Source organism: Pantoea sp. NGS-ED-1003, assembly GCF_000738765.1.
Classification (GTDB): domain Bacteria; phylum Pseudomonadota; class Gammaproteobacteria; order Enterobacterales; family Enterobacteriaceae; genus Pantoea; species Pantoea septica.
Genome location: NZ_JPQA01000005.1, coordinates 410,351 through 426,013, shown reverse-complemented (window position 1 = coordinate 426,013; position 15,663 = coordinate 410,351). Strand labels below are relative to the sequence as shown.

Genomic DNA, 15,663 nt, shown 5'->3' with positions numbered 1-15,663 from the left:
CAGCAATCGAGAGGGCAGCGAGGCCGCCCTTGTTGTCGTTGTTAGTTCAGTGCTTTGTCGTTCGGCGTTTTGAACAGCGCCTGCATATCCGTTGAGAGATCGAAGTTCAGGTTCAGATTCTTCGGCGGAATCGGCTGCTTGAACCAGGTATCGAACCACTTCGCGGCTTCGCCCGAGGTCTGCGCTTTGGCGATGGTATCGTCCACCAGCGTTTTGAACGACGCGTCATCTTTACGCAGCATACAGCCATAGGCCTCTTTCGACTGCGGCGTGCCGACGATCTCCCAGTTATCCGGCTTCTTCGCCTTAGCGCGTTCGCCGGCTAGCAGGGCGTCATCCATCATAAAGGCGACGGCGCGGCCGGTTTCCAGCGTGCGGAACGAGTCGCCATGGTCTTTCGCGCTGATGATGCGCATATCCATTTTCTTCTCGTCGTTCAGCTTATGCAGCAGCACTTCCGAGGTGGTACCGGAGGTGACGACCACGGTTTTGCCTTTCAGATCGGCGAAATCTTTGATGTCGCCGCCTTTTTTCACCAGCAGACGCGTGCCGATAACGAAAATGGTGTCGGAGAACGCCGCCTGTTTCTGGCGCTCGAGGTTATTGGTGGTGGATCCGCACTCGAAGTCGTAGGTGCCGTTCTGCAGCAGCGGAATACGGTTCTGCGAGGTGACAGGGATCATCTTGACCTGCAGATCCGGTTTGTTCAGCTTCGCTTTAATCGCCTCGACGATGGCGTTGGAGTAAGCCTGCGAATAGCCCACGACTTTTTGCTGGTTGTCGTAATAAGAAAAAGGAACAGAGGACTCGCGATGCCCCACGACGATAACGCCATTATCGCTGATTTTCTTCAGGGTGCCGCTGAGGTCTTCCGCCTGGGCTGCGCCCGCTGCTGCAACGCCTGCCAGCAAAAGCGATAGTGCCACTTTGCGAATCTGCATGGTCCAACTCCTTCAAGAGATGTCGCGCAGAATATAAACTGCGCAGATGTGTGATGTTGTGTGTATTTCCTGCTGCTTTTTTTGTTATCTCATCGCGTCGGCGCGCTAAGAATATTCACTAACATAGCGGATTGTTAACGTTATGAAACGAAAAAGTTTCTTATTTTGCGAAGTGTTCCGCACCAAATTGAGGCGTATTTCTCAGGTTGCGCGCTCAGGGTGCGTCGCTCTGCCTTTTAACGGTGCAGCGCAGCTCGCGTTAACCCGTTAGTCCGCCAGGTTTACAGGAAACAGGGTTACTGATAGCAAGCATCGTGCCAGGTCAGCGACACAGCAGAAAATCGGGGAAGACGGCGAGAAAGCGAGCGGAATATGGCGAGAAGGCGGCGAGCAGGGCGCTCGCCGCCGTACGGCAGGTCAGGCTTTGCGGCGCCACAGCGCCAGCAGCGCGGCGCCCAGCGTCAGCAGCCAGACCGGCCACAGGCCGGCATGGGCGTAAGGCGTTTCGCCAGTGGTCGGCGTCACCTTATCCAGCAGCACGCCGCGGGTAAACTGCGGCAGGATCTTCTCGACTTCGCCCTGCGCATTCACCACCGCGGTCACGCCGTTATTGGTGCCGCGCAGCAGCGGACGCCCCAGCTCCAGCGCACGCATACGCGCCATCTGGAAGTGCTGCCAGGGGCCAATAGAGTGGCCGAACCAGGCGTCGTTGGAGACGGTAAGCAGAAAATCGGTGTCGGGATGGAAATTGGCGCGCACCTGCTCGCCCAGCACGATCTCATAGCAGATGGCGCTGGTAAGGTGGTAGCCCGCCGCCTGCAGTTGCGGCTGCAGATAGTCGCCGCGGCTGAAGGAGGACATCGGCAGATCGAAGAAAGGCGCCAGCGGACGCAGCAGGTTCTCCAGCGGCACGAACTCGCCGAACGGCACCAGATGGTTTTTCTGGTAGCGGTTCATGCTCTGATAGCTGTAGGGCTTCTCGCCGCCCAGCACGATCACCGAGTTGTAGTCGTGATAGCGGTTCTGCTCCAGACGGGAATCGACGATGCCGGTGATCAGCGCGCTGCCGCGCTGGCGCAGCTCGCCGTCCAGCGCGCGCAAAAAGGGCTGCTGATTGCTTTCCAGATCGGTAATCGCCGACTCCGGCCAGATAATCAGCGGCGCGTTGCCCATCAGCGGCTGACTCAGGCCGTTATAGGCACGCAGCGTGTTGAGCAGCTGCTGCGGATCCCACTTCATCGACTGCGGAATATTGCCCTGAACCAGCGCCACCTCGACGCTGCGCGCCGGCTGCGGCTGGGTCCAGTGGATATAACGCAGCGGCCAGGGCAGCGCCAGCAGCAGCAGCGCGGCGATCGCGCTTTTTATGCTGCGCTGGTGAAGGGCGTAAGCCAGCAGGCCTGCGACAACCATCAGAATAAAGGTGAGGGTTTCCACGCCCGCCAGCGGGGCCAGGCCTTTTAGCGGGCCGTCGATCTGGCTGTAGCCGAACTGCAGCCAGGGAAAGCCGGTCAGCACCCAGCCGCGCAGAAATTCGCTAAGCTGCCACAGCGCCGGCGCCGCCAGCGTCAGGCGCCACAGCGTCGCGCGTGGCCAGATGCGGTTAAGCACGCCGGCAAACAGCGCCGGGTAGAGCGACAGATAGGCGGCCAGCAAAATCACCAGGAAGACGTTGACCGGTCCGGGCATGCCGCCAAAGGTGGCGATACTGACGTAAACCCAGTTTATGCCGCTGCCGAACAGGCCGAAGCCCCAGGCGAAGCCGATCGCGGTAGCCTGGCCGCTGCGCCGATCCAGCGTCAGCAGCTGCAGGCCGCCTAGCGACAGCAGCGCGGCGGGCCAGAAATCATAGGGGGAGAAGGCGAGGGTGCCGATGGCCCCCGTTAACAATGCCAGCAACAAACGTACCCGCTGGCGCGGGTATAGTAGGGCCAAAGACATAGGGTTATTCGTCATCCAGTTGAGGTAGCGGCGCGTTTTCCGGAATCTTTACGTGTACCTGGATGATGCGGCGGCTGTCGGACATCGCGACCTTGAAATGATACCCGTCGATGTCAATGCTCTCTCCCCGTCCGGGAAGATGGCCGAATCCCTGCATGACCAGTCCGCCAATGGTGTCGACTTCTTCGTCGCTGAACTGCGTGCCGAACACCTCGTTAAAATCTTCAATCGGGGTCAGGGCGCGCACCGTATAGGTCTGACGGTTCAGCTGACGGATATCGCGATCTTCTTCGTCGTCATACTCATCTTCGATTTCGCCGACGATCAGCTCAAGGATATCCTCGATGGTGACCAGGCCGGAGACGCCGCCGAATTCATCAATAACGATCGCCATATGATAGCGCTGAGAACGAAACTCTTTCAGCATGCGGTCGACGCGCTTGCTTTCCGGCACCACAACCGCCGGGCGCAGCACTTTTTCCATGCTGAACGGCTCCGATTCGCTGCTCATAAACGGCAGCAGATCTTTCGCCATCAAAATGCCTTCGACATGGTCTTTGTCTTCGCTGATTACCGGGAAACGTGAATGCGCGGATTCGATAATCACGTCCAGGCACTCGTCCAGCGTCTGGTTGCGCTTCAGGGTAATCATTTGCGAACGCGGGATCATGATGTCGCGCACGCGCTGCTCTGCAATATCCAGCACTCCTTCGAGCATGTCGCGGGTATCTTCGTCAATCAGCTCTTTTTGCTCGGAGTCGCGGATCAGCTCCAGTAGTTCATCACGGTTTTGCGGTTCGCCGTGAAACAGTTGGTTGATAAGCAGGGAAAAAAATCCCTTTTTACTACTGGGTGCATCGCTGTTTTGAGAATGGTCGTCGCTCATGGCGTTTTTTTAGAGATCTCTCTGATGGGGATGGTCGCTGCCGGCGTCCTCGCCGACAGCAGGATAAACTGAGCCAGCGGCTCAGGCGTCTTCTTTTTCCGAAATGTACGGATCGGGATAGCCAAGAGCAAGCATTATCTCAGTCTCGATCCCTTCCATCTCTTCAGCTTCGTCATCTTCGATATGGTCGTAGCCGAGCAGATGCAGCGTGCCGTGCACCACCATATGGGCCCAGTGCGCTTCAACGCTTTTGCCTTGCTCTTCCGCCTCTTGCTCCACTACCTGACGACAAATGATCAGGTCGCCCAGCAGCGGCAGCTCAATACCCGGCGGCGCCTCGAAGGGAAAAGAGAGCACGTTGGTCGGCTTGTCTTTGCCGCGGTAAGTCAGATTAAGCTCATGGCTCTCCGCCTCGTCCACCAGGCGAATGGTGACTTCGCTTTCCGGCTGAAAAGGGGTCACCGCCGCCTCCAGCCAGCGCTGGAAAGCGGCCTCGTCAGGCAGGCCGCCGGTCTGTTCGCAGGCCAGCTGCAGATCAAGAATCACCTGGCTCATTTACTCTCCTGCGCCTCGATCTGCGCCGCCAGCGCGTCGCGTTTGCGCTCTTCCGCCAGCTTGTCGCGGCGTTTCTGATCCGCCTCTTCCCAGGCTTCATAGGCGGTAACGATTCGGGCCACAACCGGGTGACGCACCACGTCTTCGCTGTGGAAGAAGTTGAAGCTCAGCTCCTCGACATCGGAGAGCACTTCAATGGCGTGGCGCAGGCCCGACTTGGTGCTGCGCGGCAGGTCGATCTGCGTGACGTCGCCGGTGATCACCGCTTTGGAGTTGAAGCCGATGCGCGTCAGGAACATCTTCATCTGTTCGATGGTGGTGTTCTGGCTCTCATCAAGAATGATAAAGGCGTCGTTCAGCGTGCGGCCGCGCATATAGGCCAGCGGCGCGACCTCAATGACGTTGCGCTCCATGAGCTTTTCAACGCGCTCGAAGCCGAGCATCTCGAACAGGGCATCATAGAGCGGACGCAGGTAGGGATCGACCTTCTGGCTCAGGTCGCCTGGCAGGAAGCCAAGCTTTTCGCCCGCTTCCACCGCCGGACGCGTCAGCAGAATACGGCGAATCTCCTGGCGCTCCAGCGCATCCACCGCCGCCGCGACCGCAAGGTAGGTTTTACCCGTACCGGCCGGGCCGACGCCGAAGGTGATGTCGTGATCGAGAATATTGGCGATGTACTGCGCCTGATTTGGCGTGCGCGGCTTGATCACGCCGCGTTTGGTCTGGATATGCACGGCTTTGCCGAACTCCGGCACGCTGTCGGCGGTCTGCTCCAGCACGCGGCTCTCTTTAATCGCCAGATGGATCTGCTCTGGATCGATATCCGGGATGACGCCGCGCACCGGCGCGGTATCGACGTAAAGGGTACGCAAAATATCTTCAGCGGCGTTGACGCAGAGCGCGCGGCCAACCAGCTTAAAGCTGTTGTCGCGACGGTTGATTTCAATGCCCAGACGACGCTCAAGCTGTTTGACGTTGTCGTCGAACGGACCGCACAGGCTCATCAGTCGGCGGTTATCTGCCGGTTCAAGGGCGATTTCACGAGTTTCGATATTCAAACGAATCCTTTGGGTCACTCAGGGCCAGTTAGAATGTGTGCTGATGCCGGGTTGATTAACGACGGCACTTTGAGAAATTATTTATGGCATGTCGCCGGGGCGCAAGCGTAGCTAGTGATATTTGGGCAGCGCGTCCAGAAAGCAAGGGCGTGCAGAAGAAAAGAGCGACGCCGCCGCAGGCGCCGCCGCTGAGTGAAGCGTGTATCAAGGCTGGAAGGTGCCGACGCCGATCTCGTTCTCTTTGCGCGTGCGCGCGATAACTGATGCCGGGCTTTCTACGATGCGCAGGCCCATCTCATCTTCGGTGCGCACTACTTTGCCGCGCAGCGAGTTGGTGTAGACGTCGACGATCTCCACATCGACGAACTTGCCAATCATCTCCGGCGAACCTTCGAAGTTCACCACGCGGTTGGTTTCGGTACGGCCCGACAGCTCCATCACGTTTTTACGCGAGGTGCCTTCCACCAGAATGCGCTGCACCGTGCCGAGCATACGGCGGCTCCAGGCCATCGCCTGCTGATTGATACGGTCTTGCAGGATATAGAGGCGCTGCTTTTTCTCTTCTTCCGAGACGTCGTCCGGCAGATCCGCCGCCGGCGTGCCGGGACGCGCGGAGTAGATAAAGCTGAAGCTCATGTCGAAGTTGACGTCGGCGATCAGCTTCATGGTCTGTTCGAAGTCCTGCTGGGTCTCACCCGGGAAGCCGATGATAAAGTCGGAGCTGATCTGGATATCCGGGCGCGCGGCGCGCAGCTTGCGGATAATCGCTTTGTACTCCAGTGCGGTATGGGCGCGCTTCATCAGCGTCAGAATGCGGTCCGCGCCGCTCTGTACCGGCAGGTGCAGGAAGCTCACCAGTTCAGGCGTGTCGCGGTAGACCTCGATGATGTCGTCGGTGAATTCGATCGGATGGCTGGTGGTGAAGCGAATGCGGTCGATGCCGTCAATGGCGGCCACCAGGCGCAGCAGTTCGGCAAAGGTGCAGATTTCGCCGTCGAAGGTCGCGCCGCGATAGGCGTTGACGTTCTGGCCGAGCAGGTTGACTTCACGCACGCCCTGCGCCGCCAGCTGTGCGATCTCCAGCAGGATGTCGTCGCAGGGACGGCTAACCTCTTCGCCGCGCGTATAGGGCACGACGCAGAAGGTGCAGTATTTGTTACAGCCTTCCATGATGGAGACGAAGGCGGTGGGGCCTTCCGCGCGCGGTTCCGGCAGACGGTCGAATTTTTCGATTTCCGGGAAGCTGATATCCACGACCGGGCTTTTGCTGCCGCGCACGCTGTTGATCATTTCCGGCAGACGATGCAGGGTTTGCGGGCCGAATACGATATCCACATAGCTGGCGCGCTGGCGAATATGATCCCCTTCCTGCGACGCCACGCAGCCGCCGACACCGATAATCAAATCAGGGTTGCGCTCTTTTAAGTTTTTCCAGCGTCCAAGCTGGTGGAAAACTTTTTCCTGCGCCTTTTCGCGAATTGAGCAGGTGTTGAGCAGCAGAATGTCTGCCTCTTCAGCTTCCTCGGTCAGCGTGTAGCCGTGGGTGCTGTTCAGCAGGTCAGCCATCTTGGATGAATCGTACTCATTCATCTGACAGCCCCAGGTTTTGATATGCAGTTTTTTCATTGTCGAACTAGCCATTGATTCAGTGCAGTGAGGTGCAGGGCGCGTATTGTAATGCTTTGACGCTGTTGTGACCAGCGCATAGCCGCCATACTTCGCATATCTGCGGCGCGAGCGACGATCCGTCTCTGGTCGGGCAGGCCATTTCTGCCGCCCGGGCGTTTTTCCGGTACACTTTGCGCCAGTTATCCCGCTTTTTGCGGCGGGTAAGGATTCAGAAGGAGATGAGCAATGCAGGATAACCGCTTTGATGTAGTGGTGGTGGGCGGCGGCATGGTCGGCGCCGCGCTGGCGTGCGGTCTGGCGCTTCAGCAGTTTCGCGTCGCGGTGGTGGAGCGCGCGGCGCCTGCGCCTTTTGACGCCGACAGCGATCCCGACGTGCGTATCTCCGCCATCGGCAGCGCCTCGGCGGGTCTGCTGAAGCAGCTCGACGTCTGGCCGCGCGTGCAGGCGATGCGCTGCGCGCCCTATCGCAAGCTGGAAACCTGGGAGTGGCAGACGGCTCACGTCAGTTTCGACGCCGCGTCGCTCGGCCTGCCGGAGCTGGGTTTTATGGTCGAAAATAGTGTGTTGCAGCGCGCGCTGTGGGAAAGAATGGAGCAGCTCGGTATTACGCTGCGCTGTCCCGCGACGCTCGCAGGTTTACAGCAGGAGAATGGCGGCTGGCGGCTCGATCTCAACGATGGCGAAGCGCTGCATGCCCGGCTGGTGGTCGGCGCCGACGGCGCCAACTCGCAGGTACGGCAGATGGCGGGCATCGGCATCGACGGCTGGAGCTATGCGCAATCCTGTTTGCTGATTAGCGTGACCTGCGAGCACCCGGCGGGCGACGCGACCTGGCAGCAGTTTACGCCGCAGGGGCCGCGCGCTTTTCTGCCGCTGTATGATAATCGCGCCTCGCTGGTGTGGTATGACGCGCCGGCGCGCATTCGTCAGCTGCAGGCGATGCCGCTGCCGCAGCTGGAAAAAGAGATCGCCGCGACTTTCCCGGCGCGGCTGGGGCGTTTTAAAGCGCATGCGGCGGGCGGTTTTCCGCTGGTGCGCCGTCATGCGCAGCGCTATGTGCTGCCTGGCCTGGCGTTGATCGGCGATGCGGCGCATACCATTAATCCGCTGGCGGGGCAGGGCGTTAATCTGGGCTATCGCGATGTAGACGCGCTGGTGGATGTGCTGGTGGAGGCGCGCGCTAACGCGCAGGAGTGGGCGTCCGAGAATGTGCTGCGTCGTTATCAGTCACAGCGTCGTCGCGATAATCTATTGATGCAGGGAGGGATGGATCTGTTCTATTTCGCCTTTAGCAATCGGCTGCCGCCGCTGAAGTTCGCCCGCAACCTGGGGCTGATGGCCGCGGAGCGTTCGGGCGCGCTGAAGCGCAAGGTGCTGCGCTACGCGCTGGGTTTGTAGACGCGGCTGCGTCTTTCGGGCCGAAGAGCGGGCATGGCTATAATATGGGGCCTGAGAACAGGTGTGGCTGTGGTATCCGTGCGCGGCCACAGAGGGGCTCCCCGATCGCAAAGTCGCTGTTCGTCATCCATGACCGCTCGGCCCGCGCAGTCCCTTGCGCGGGACGCTTTGCTCTTCGGGAAGCGCCTCTGTGACCGGACTTAACAGCAGTGTTGCTGTTTTAAAGCAAAAGTGACCAGACGACAAAAACAACAAAGCCCGCAAAAGCGGGCCTGTTGTCAATTTGGCTGGGGTGCAGGGATTCGAACCCCGGAATGCCGGAATCAGAATCCGGTGCCTTACCGCTTGGCGACACCCCAATAGTGTCTTTTCAAATTGTCTTGTATGGCTGGGGTACGAGGATTCGAACCTCGGAATGCCGGAATCAGAATCCGGTGCCTTACCGCTTGGCGATACCCCAATAATTTGGTGGCTACGACGGGATTTGAACCTGTGACCCCATCATTATGAGTGATGTGCTCTAACCAGCTGAGCTACGTAGCCAAATGTACTGCTTACTGCACCCGATGTGGCTGGGATACCTGGATTCGAACCAGGGAATGCCGGTATCAAAAACCGGTGCCTTACCGCTTGGCGATATCCCATTCGTCGACTCGTATCCACGAGAGCGCATCGGATTGGCTGGGGTACCTGGATTCGAACCAGGGAATGCCGGTATCAAAAACCGGTGCCTTACCGCTTGGCGATACCCCATCCGGCTGCCGAAGACTGAAATGGTGCGGGAGGCGAGACTTGAACTCGCACACCTTGCGGCGCCAGAACCTAAATCTGGTGCGTCTACCAATTTCGCCACTCCCGCAAAAAAGATGGTGGCTACGACGGGATTTGAACCTGTGACCCCATCATTATGAGTGATGTGCTCTAACCAGCTGAGCTACGTAGCCATCTTTTTTCGCGTTACCTTCATCGGCGTTGCGGGGCGCATTATGCGTATTGAGCTCTGGAGCGTCAACACATTTTTTGCCGATTTTCGCCTCTGCGCGCCTGTTTGTCTGGCTTGTAACCAGGGTGGCGAATTATTCGGCAGGTTTTGATCGTAACCACATCAAAGCTAAAAAAAAGGGGCCCCGCAAGGCCCATTTTGTTATGGCTTATTTTGCTTATTTATAAGCAGACTGATGCACGCCCACCGCGCGACCTGAAGGATCGTCCATCGATTTGAACGCTTCGTCCCACTCAATCGCTTTGGCGGAGGAGCAGGCGACCGACGGACCGCCCGGCACGCACTCCGCCGCGCTCGGCAGCGGGAACAGCTCTTCAAAAATTTCGCGATAGAGGTAGCCCTCTTTCGACGCCGGCGTGTTGTACGGGAAGCGGAAGTGCGCGGTCGCCAGCTGCTGATCGCTGACCTGCTTCGCCGCAACCTCTTTCAGCGTATCGATCCAGCTGTAGCCGACGCCATCAGAGAACTGCTCTTTCTGGCGCCAGGCGACGCTTTCCGGCAGATATGAGGAGAAGCATTCGCGCAGGATATGTTTTTCCATTTTGCCGTTGCTGCCGCACATTTTGTCCTGCGGGTTGATGCGCATCGCCACGTCGAGGAATTTCTTGTCGAGGAAAGGCACGCGCGCTTCCACGCCCCAGGCGGACATCGCTTTGTTGGCGCGCGCGCAGTCGTACATATGCAGCGCCATCAGCTTGCGCACGTTCTCTTCATGAAACTCTTTGGCGTTTGGCGCTTTATGGAAGTAGAGGTAGCCGCCGAACACTTCGTCCGCGCCCTCGCCGGAGAGCACCATCTTAATGCCCATCGCCTTAATTTTACGCGACATCAGGTACATCGGCGTCGAGGCGCGAATGGTGGTGACGTCGTAGGTTTCGATGTGATAGATCACATCGCGAATCGCATCCAGCCCTTCCTGCACGGTAAAGTGAATCTCGTGATGCACCGTGCCCAGATGTTCAGCCACCGCTTTCGCTGCTTTCAGATCCGGCGAGCCTTCCAGGCCGACCGCGAACGAGTGCAGCTGCGGCCACCAGGCGTCGCTCTTGTCCTGATCTTCGACACGTTTCGCCGCAAAGCGTTTGGTTACCGCCGAGATGATAGAGGAGTCGAGACCGCCGGAGAGCAGCACGCCATACGGCACATCTGACATCAGATGGCTTTTCACCGACTCTTCCAGCGCATGCTTCAGGCCCGCCGCATCGGTGACGTTATGTTCTACCGCGGCGTACTCCATCCAGTCGCGCTGCCAGTAGCGACGAATTTCGCCGTCGGTGCTGGAGAGATAGCTTCCCGGCGGGAACTCTTTAATCGAGCGGCACACCGGTACCAGCGCTTTCATTTCCGACGCGACAAACAGGTTGCCGTGTTCGTCGTTGCCCATATAGAGCGGGATGATGCCGATATGGTCGCGGCCGATCAGGTACTGCTGCTTCGCGCTGTCCCACAGGATAAAAGCGAACATGCCTTCGAGATCGTCGAGGAAGTCGACCCCTTTTTCCTGATAGAGCGCCAGAATGACTTCGCAGTCGGAGCCGGTCTGAAACTGGTAGCGATCGCTCAGCTCGGCGCGCAACGCCTGATGGTTGTAAATCTCGCCGTTAACCGCCAGAACATGGGTGTGATCGGCGTTGTACAGCGGCTGGGCGCCGTTGTTGACGTCGACGATAGACAGACGTTCATGCGCGAGAATCGCTTTATCGTCGGCATACACGCCGGACCAGTCCGGTCCGCGATGACGCATCAGGCGAGAACTCTCCAGCGCTTTTTTACGCAGATCAATCGGATCGCTTTTCAGATCCAACACACCAAAAATAGAACACATATTCTGACTCCTGAGCTCGCCTGTCGGCGATGTTATCGTTGCCTTGTCCGGCAGCCAGCGGCTGCGTGATGTATAAGAAAATGCGCTATTTCATGCAGTCAATGCAAGCATATTCACCTTTTACTGATAAAAAGATTGTTGCTGAGGCTTTTAATTTGAATAATGTTCAATTTAAAGCGCGTTTCATTAACGGATCGGCAATGGATAGCCAAATATGACTAAAAAATAGTCAAGTTAGAGAGGGCTTCAGGGGAAAAAGCGGCCGCCTGACGTCAGGCGGCGCGAAGAGAGCGATTAAAAGAGATCGATATCGGCGACAGAAGGGTAGATCCAGTCGGGACGGAAGGGCATGGCGTCGATATCGCTCAGCGTCGAGACGCCGGAGAGCACCAGAATGGTTTCCAGACCAGCCTGAAAGCCGGCCAAGATGTCGGTGCGCAGGTTGTCGCCGACGATCACCGTCTCCTCGGAGTGAGCCTGCATTTTATTCAGCGCGGCGCGCATGATGTAGGGGCTAGGCTTGCCGACGTAAAACGGGCGACGGCCGGAGATCTTTTCGATGCCGGCGCAGAGGGCGCCGCAGGCGGGCACAAAGCCGCGCGCGTGGGTATCGGGATTGGTGGCAATAAAGCGCGCGCCGCTGGCAACGAAAAAGGCGGCCTTATGCATCATCTCCCAGTTGAAAGAGCGCGTCTCGCCGACGATCACGAAATCGGGATTGACGTCGGTAATGGTAAAGCCCGCTTTATAGAGTTCATGGATCAGCGCGCCTTCGCCAATCACGTAGGCTTTTTTACCTTCCTGACGACGCAGGAAATCGGCGGTCGCCATCGCGGAGGTATAAAACACCGAGTCGGGCACCTCGACGCCGGCGTTGGCGAAGCGGTTCGCCAAATCCTGCGCGGTCTGCGAAGGATAGTTGGTCAGCACCACCAGCGGCATCTCTTTTTGCAGGATGCGCTGCAGAAACTCCTGCGCGCCGGGCACGGCGGTGTTGTCGTGCATTAACACGCCGTCAATATCGCAAATTACGCTTTTTATCGTCATAGGTTCAGTCCGGGTGGCGTTTACTCTTCCAGTAAATGTTGCAGCAGAATGCCGTTGAGCATAGCGCGTTTTGCCAGCGCAAAGGCGCCTATCGCCGATCGATGATCGAGCTCGGAACGCACCACCGGCAGATTTTTGCGGAAGGCGTTGAGCGCTTGCGTGTTGATACAGCCTTCAATAGCGGGGAACAGCACTTTCTCGGCGTCGGTGATTTCGCCCGCCAGCACCACTTTCTGCGGGTTGAACAGGTTAATCGCAATGGCGATCGCTTTGCCCAGATAACGTCCGACATATTCAATCACTTCACAGGCCAGCGCGTCGCCCTGGTTGGCCGCTTTGCAAATCTGCGCCATCTGGCAGGCGTCCTGCGTCAGCACGCTGGGGTAGCCCTGGCTGAGCAGATGGCGCACGCGGTTTTCAATCGCGCCGTTAGCGGCGATGGTTTCCAGACAGCCAAAATTGCCGCAGTGGCAGCGTTCGCCAAGCGGATCGACCTGAATATGGCCGATTTCGCCTACGTTGCCGTTGCTGCCGAGAAAAATATGGCCGTTGGCGATAATACCGGCGCCGGTGCCGCGATGGAGCCGCACCAGAATCGAGTCGGCGCAGTCGCGGCTTGCACCAAAGTAGTGCTCAGCCAGCGCCAGGCTGCGGATATCGTGACCGACGAAGCTGGTAACTTTAAAGCGATTTTGCAGTCCGGCCACCAGCGGCCAGTGGCTGACGGCGATATGGGGCATATAGCGGATAACGCCGTTTATCGGATCGACCAGGCCGGGCAGAATCACCGAGATGGCGATGAGCTCGCGGATTTTACGCTGGTGGGTGTTGATAAAGCTGTCGATAGCGGCGAACAGCGCATGCTCCAGCGTCTCCTGCGTGCGCTCCGGCAGGGCATAATCCTCCTGCGCCAGCGATTTGCCGCTGAGATCGAACAGCGTCAGGGTGGCGTCATGACGGCCGAGCCGCACGCCGATGGCGTGGAAGTTGCGCGTTTCGGTGACGATGGAGATAGCGCGGCGACCGCCAGTGGATGCCTGTTGATCCACCTCTTTGATCAGCCCGCGCTCAATGAGCTGGCGGGTAATTTTAGTGACGCTGGCGGGCGCAAGCTGACTGAGTTCGGCAATCTGAATGCGCGAAATAGGGCCCTGCTGGTCAATCAGCCGGTAAACGGCCGCGCTGTTGAGTTGCTTGACAAGATCGACATTTCCTATTTGTGTCTGGCCGCCAGTGGTCATTCAGTGCTTACTCGCTCAGGACGTCGTCTCCGTTGACAAACGTCTTAGTGATCTTGAAATCACGCGTAAAAACAGTGAGGTTGGCGACTTTTCCCGCTTCGACCGTGCCCAGCTGTTTTTCCACGCCCATTGCCTGCGCCGGATAGAGCGTCGCCATGCGCAGTGCTTCATCCAGCGCGATACCGACATGTTCGACGGCGTTGCGCACCGATTCAATCATCGTAATCGCAGAGCCGCTCAGGGTGCCGTTCTCGTCCACGCACAGGCCATTGCGATAGTATATTGTTTTGCCAGCGAAAATGAATTTATCAATTTCGGCGCCTGCGGGCGCGGTGGCGTCGGTAACCAGCACCAGCTTATTGCCTTTAATACGTTTCGCGTTGCGTACGTTAGCGTAATGGACGTGCAATCCATCTGCAATAATGCCGCAATAAACATCCGGCGCATCGAACAGCGCGCCGATCAGGCCCGGCTCGCGTCCGGCGAAAGCGGGCATGGCGTTATAGAGATGGGTAGCGAAGGTCACGCCCGCGCGGAAGCCCGCTTTGGCTTCGTCATAGGTGGCGTTGGAGTGGCCGGCGGAGACGATGATGCCCGCCTGTGTTAGCTGACGGATCACCGCGTCGCCGGCGTTTTCCGGCGCCAGCGTCACCTTGGTAATGACGTCGGCGTTATCGCACAGATAGCGCACCAGCGCCGGATCGGGCAGGCGGATGAGATCGGGATTATGGGTGCCTTTTTTGGCTTTATTCAGCCAGGGGCCTTCCAGATGCAGGCCGAGCGCCTGATGTTGATGCTTGCGTTTATAGGCGCGCATAGTGTCGATGGCGCGCTTCATCAGCGCGTCGCTGCTGGTGATCAGCGTGGGCAGAAAGCTGGTGCAGCCTGACTTTTCATTGGCGCGCTGCATGATTTCCAGCGTCTCGACGCTCAAGGCGTCGATGTCGTCGTTGAACTGCACGCCGCCGCAGCCGTTCAGCTGTAAATCGATAAAGCCGGGAGCGATCAGCGCGCCTGAAACGTCGCGCAGCGCGATATCGGCTGGCAGCGCGTCGCGCGGACAGACGCGTTCGATCAGCCCATCGGCGATAACCACCGCGTGGTTATCCAGAATTTCATGACCGGTATAAATTCGGCCGTTAACTAATGCGTACATCGTGGTTCTCCCGGCAGAGCCCGCCAGAGCCTCGCGGCGGGCATTTACAACATCGTCTTACACGCCTTTCATATTTTCCGCTTCCATTTCGCGGAAATATTTAACGGTTTTCACTTTCAGTTCCATGGTGGCGGGTTCGTCGCATACCACCACCGATTTCGCATGCAGCTGCAGGCAGCTGATGGTCCACATATGGTTGACGTTGCCTTCTACGGCGGCCTGCAGCGCCTGCGCTTTGACATGGCCGGTCACCAGAATCATCACCTCTTCCGCATCCAGCAGCGTGCCGACGCCAACGGTCAGCGCATATTTCGGCACCTGATCCACATCGCCGTTGAAGAAGCGCGAGTTCGCCACGCGGGTATCGTGCGTCAGCGTTTTGATGCGGGTGCGCGAGGCGAGGGAAGAGGCCGGTTCGTTAAAGGCGATATGGCCGTCGTTGCCGACGCCGCCCATAAACAGGTGAATTTTGCCCAGCGCGCGAATCTTCTCTTCATACTGGCGACATTCTGCGTCAATATCTGGCGCATTGCCATTCAGAAGATTGATATTTTCTGGTTGAATATCAACGTGATCGAAAAAGTTGCGGTACATGAAGCTGTGATAGCTTTCCGGGTGCTCTTTCGGCAGGCCGACATATTCGTCCATATTGAACGTCACTACATGCTTAAAGCTGACCTGGCCCGCTTTGTGCATCTCGATAAGATGCTTGTAAGCTTCCAGCGGCGTGCCGCCCGTCGGCAGACCCAGCACGAAGGGACGATCCGCGGTAGGGTTAAAAGCATTGATACGGTTGACGATATGACGGGCTGCCCATTTACCGACCTGCGTAGGGGTAGCCAAAGGAATAAGTCGCATGTTTCACCTCATTCTGAGAAAAGAAAAGGGGACGACGCGCCATCGCGGCGGTCATTATCACATTAAAGCCGTGAGACCGTTTCAGCTCGCGATCGCTGCGTCTTGATATTTTTCATCATAAAATA

12 protein-coding genes and 7 tRNA genes are annotated in these 15,663 nt (G+C 58.0%); 1 reads left to right on the top strand and 18 read right to left on the bottom strand.

What is annotated here, in order from left to right; genetic code table 11:
• Window positions 1-41 precede the first annotated feature (41 nt).
• From JS46_RS12930 to miaB, 6 genes are all read right to left on the bottom strand, one after another.
• On the bottom strand, window positions 42-941 hold the full coding sequence (locus JS46_RS12930; protein ID WP_033751807.1) for a glutamate/aspartate ABC transporter substrate-binding protein: 900 nt from the start codon (window positions 939-941) through the stop codon (window positions 42-44).
• Between the two features lie 417 nt (window positions 942-1,358).
• Complete coding sequence (lnt, locus tag JS46_RS12925) at window positions 1,359-2,882, bottom strand: apolipoprotein N-acyltransferase (protein WP_033751805.1); 1,524 nt, start codon at window positions 2,880-2,882, stop codon at window positions 1,359-1,361.
• A gap of 4 nt (window positions 2,883-2,886) precedes the next feature.
• Complete coding sequence (corC, locus tag JS46_RS12920) at window positions 2,887-3,768, bottom strand: CNNM family magnesium/cobalt transport protein CorC (RefSeq protein ID WP_033751802.1); 882 nt, start codon at window positions 3,766-3,768, stop codon at window positions 2,887-2,889.
• A gap of 81 nt (window positions 3,769-3,849) precedes the next feature.
• Window positions 3,850-4,323, bottom strand: coding sequence for an rRNA maturation RNase YbeY (gene ybeY / locus JS46_RS12915; RefSeq protein ID WP_033751799.1), 474 nt, complete (start codon window positions 4,321-4,323; stop codon window positions 3,850-3,852).
• Window positions 4,320-5,381: a PhoH family protein gene (locus JS46_RS12910; RefSeq protein ID WP_033751796.1), complete on the bottom strand. Its 1,062-nt coding sequence runs from the start codon at window positions 5,379-5,381 to the stop codon at window positions 4,320-4,322. Before JS46_RS12910 ends, ybeY begins: the two co-directional genes overlap by 4 nt.
• Before the next feature lie 204 nt (window positions 5,382-5,585).
• Window positions 5,586-7,022: a tRNA (N6-isopentenyl adenosine(37)-C2)-methylthiotransferase MiaB gene (gene miaB / locus JS46_RS12905; protein WP_033751793.1), complete on the bottom strand. Its 1,437-nt coding sequence runs from the start codon at window positions 7,020-7,022 to the stop codon at window positions 5,586-5,588.
• A 213-nt stretch (window positions 7,023-7,235) separates the two neighbouring features.
• On the opposite strand from miaB, the gene ubiF reads away from it, so the two are divergent.
• Window positions 7,236-8,408 carry a 3-demethoxyubiquinol 3-hydroxylase gene (gene ubiF / locus JS46_RS12900; protein ID WP_033751791.1) on the top strand — a complete coding sequence of 391 codons (1,173 nt, stop codon included), beginning with the start codon at window positions 7,236-7,238 and terminating at the stop codon, window positions 8,406-8,408.
• Window positions 8,409-8,692: 284 nt separating this feature from the next.
• Here ubiF and JS46_RS12895 read toward each other — a convergent pair.
• From JS46_RS12895 to nagB, 12 genes are all read right to left on the bottom strand, one after another.
• Window positions 8,693-8,767: transfer RNA gene (locus JS46_RS12895), tRNA-Gln, on the bottom strand.
• 26 nt (window positions 8,768-8,793) lie between these two features.
• Window positions 8,794-8,868 (bottom strand) — tRNA-Gln (locus JS46_RS12890).
• 6 nt (window positions 8,869-8,874) lie between these two features.
• Window positions 8,875-8,951: transfer RNA gene (locus JS46_RS12885), tRNA-Met, on the bottom strand.
• Window positions 8,952-8,977: 26 nt separating this feature from the next.
• Window positions 8,978-9,052 (bottom strand) — tRNA-Gln (locus JS46_RS12880).
• 34 nt (window positions 9,053-9,086) lie between these two features.
• Window positions 9,087-9,161, bottom strand: a tRNA-Gln gene (locus tag JS46_RS12875).
• A 21-nt stretch (window positions 9,162-9,182) separates the two neighbouring features.
• A tRNA-Leu gene (locus JS46_RS12870) sits at window positions 9,183-9,267 on the bottom strand.
• 8 nt (window positions 9,268-9,275) lie between these two features.
• Window positions 9,276-9,352, bottom strand: a tRNA-Met gene (locus JS46_RS12865).
• 216 nt (window positions 9,353-9,568) lie between these two features.
• Window positions 9,569-11,236 carry an asparagine synthase B gene (gene asnB / locus JS46_RS12860; RefSeq protein ID WP_033751789.1) on the bottom strand — a complete coding sequence of 556 codons (1,668 nt, stop codon included), beginning with the start codon at window positions 11,234-11,236 and terminating at the stop codon, window positions 9,569-9,571.
• 294 nt (window positions 11,237-11,530) lie between these two features.
• Window positions 11,531-12,283 carry an HAD-IIA family hydrolase gene (locus JS46_RS12855; RefSeq protein WP_033751787.1) on the bottom strand — a complete coding sequence of 251 codons (753 nt, stop codon included), beginning with the start codon at window positions 12,281-12,283 and terminating at the stop codon, window positions 11,531-11,533.
• Window positions 12,284-12,303: 20 nt separating this feature from the next.
• Window positions 12,304-13,524 (bottom strand): N-acetylglucosamine repressor, encoded by a 1,221-nt coding sequence (locus JS46_RS12850; RefSeq protein WP_033751784.1) that lies wholly within the window; start codon window positions 13,522-13,524, stop codon window positions 12,304-12,306.
• Between the two features lie 7 nt (window positions 13,525-13,531).
• On the bottom strand, window positions 13,532-14,680 hold the full coding sequence (nagA, locus tag JS46_RS12845; RefSeq protein ID WP_033751781.1) for an N-acetylglucosamine-6-phosphate deacetylase: 1,149 nt from the start codon (window positions 14,678-14,680) through the stop codon (window positions 13,532-13,534).
• 57 nt (window positions 14,681-14,737) lie between these two features.
• Complete coding sequence (nagB, locus tag JS46_RS12840; RefSeq protein ID WP_033751778.1) at window positions 14,738-15,538, bottom strand: glucosamine-6-phosphate deaminase; 801 nt, start codon at window positions 15,536-15,538, stop codon at window positions 14,738-14,740.
• Window positions 15,539-15,663 lie beyond the last annotated feature (125 nt).

Coding starts and splice junctions, on each gene's coding strand:
- nagB (WP_033751778.1), bottom strand. CDS start 15,538: ATGCGACTTATTCCTTTGGCTACCCCTACGCAGGTCGGTAAATGGGCA.
- JS46_RS12930 (WP_033751807.1), bottom strand. CDS start 941: ATGCAGATTCGCAAAGTGGCACTATCGCTTTTGCTGGCAGGCGTTGCA.
- asnB (WP_033751789.1), bottom strand. CDS start 11,236: ATGTGTTCTATTTTTGGTGTGTTGGATCTGAAAAGCGATCCGATTGAT.
- JS46_RS12855 (WP_033751787.1), bottom strand. CDS start 12,283: ATGACGATAAAAAGCGTAATTTGCGATATTGACGGCGTGTTAATGCAC.
- ybeY (WP_033751799.1), bottom strand. CDS start 4,323: ATGAGCCAGGTGATTCTTGATCTGCAGCTGGCCTGCGAACAGACCGGC.
- lnt (WP_033751805.1), bottom strand. CDS start 2,882: ATGTCTTTGGCCCTACTATACCCGCGCCAGCGGGTACGTTTGTTGCTG.
- miaB (WP_033751793.1), bottom strand. CDS start 7,022: ATGGCTAGTTCGACAATGAAAAAACTGCATATCAAAACCTGGGGCTGT.
- nagA (WP_033751781.1), bottom strand. CDS start 14,680: ATGTACGCATTAGTTAACGGCCGAATTTATACCGGTCATGAAATTCTG.
- JS46_RS12850 (WP_033751784.1), bottom strand. CDS start 13,524: ATGACCACTGGCGGCCAGACACAAATAGGAAATGTCGATCTTGTCAAG.
- corC (WP_033751802.1), bottom strand. CDS start 3,768: ATGAGCGACGACCATTCTCAAAACAGCGATGCACCCAGTAGTAAAAAG.
- ubiF (WP_033751791.1), top strand. CDS start 7,236: ATGCAGGATAACCGCTTTGATGTAGTGGTGGTGGGCGGCGGCATGGTC.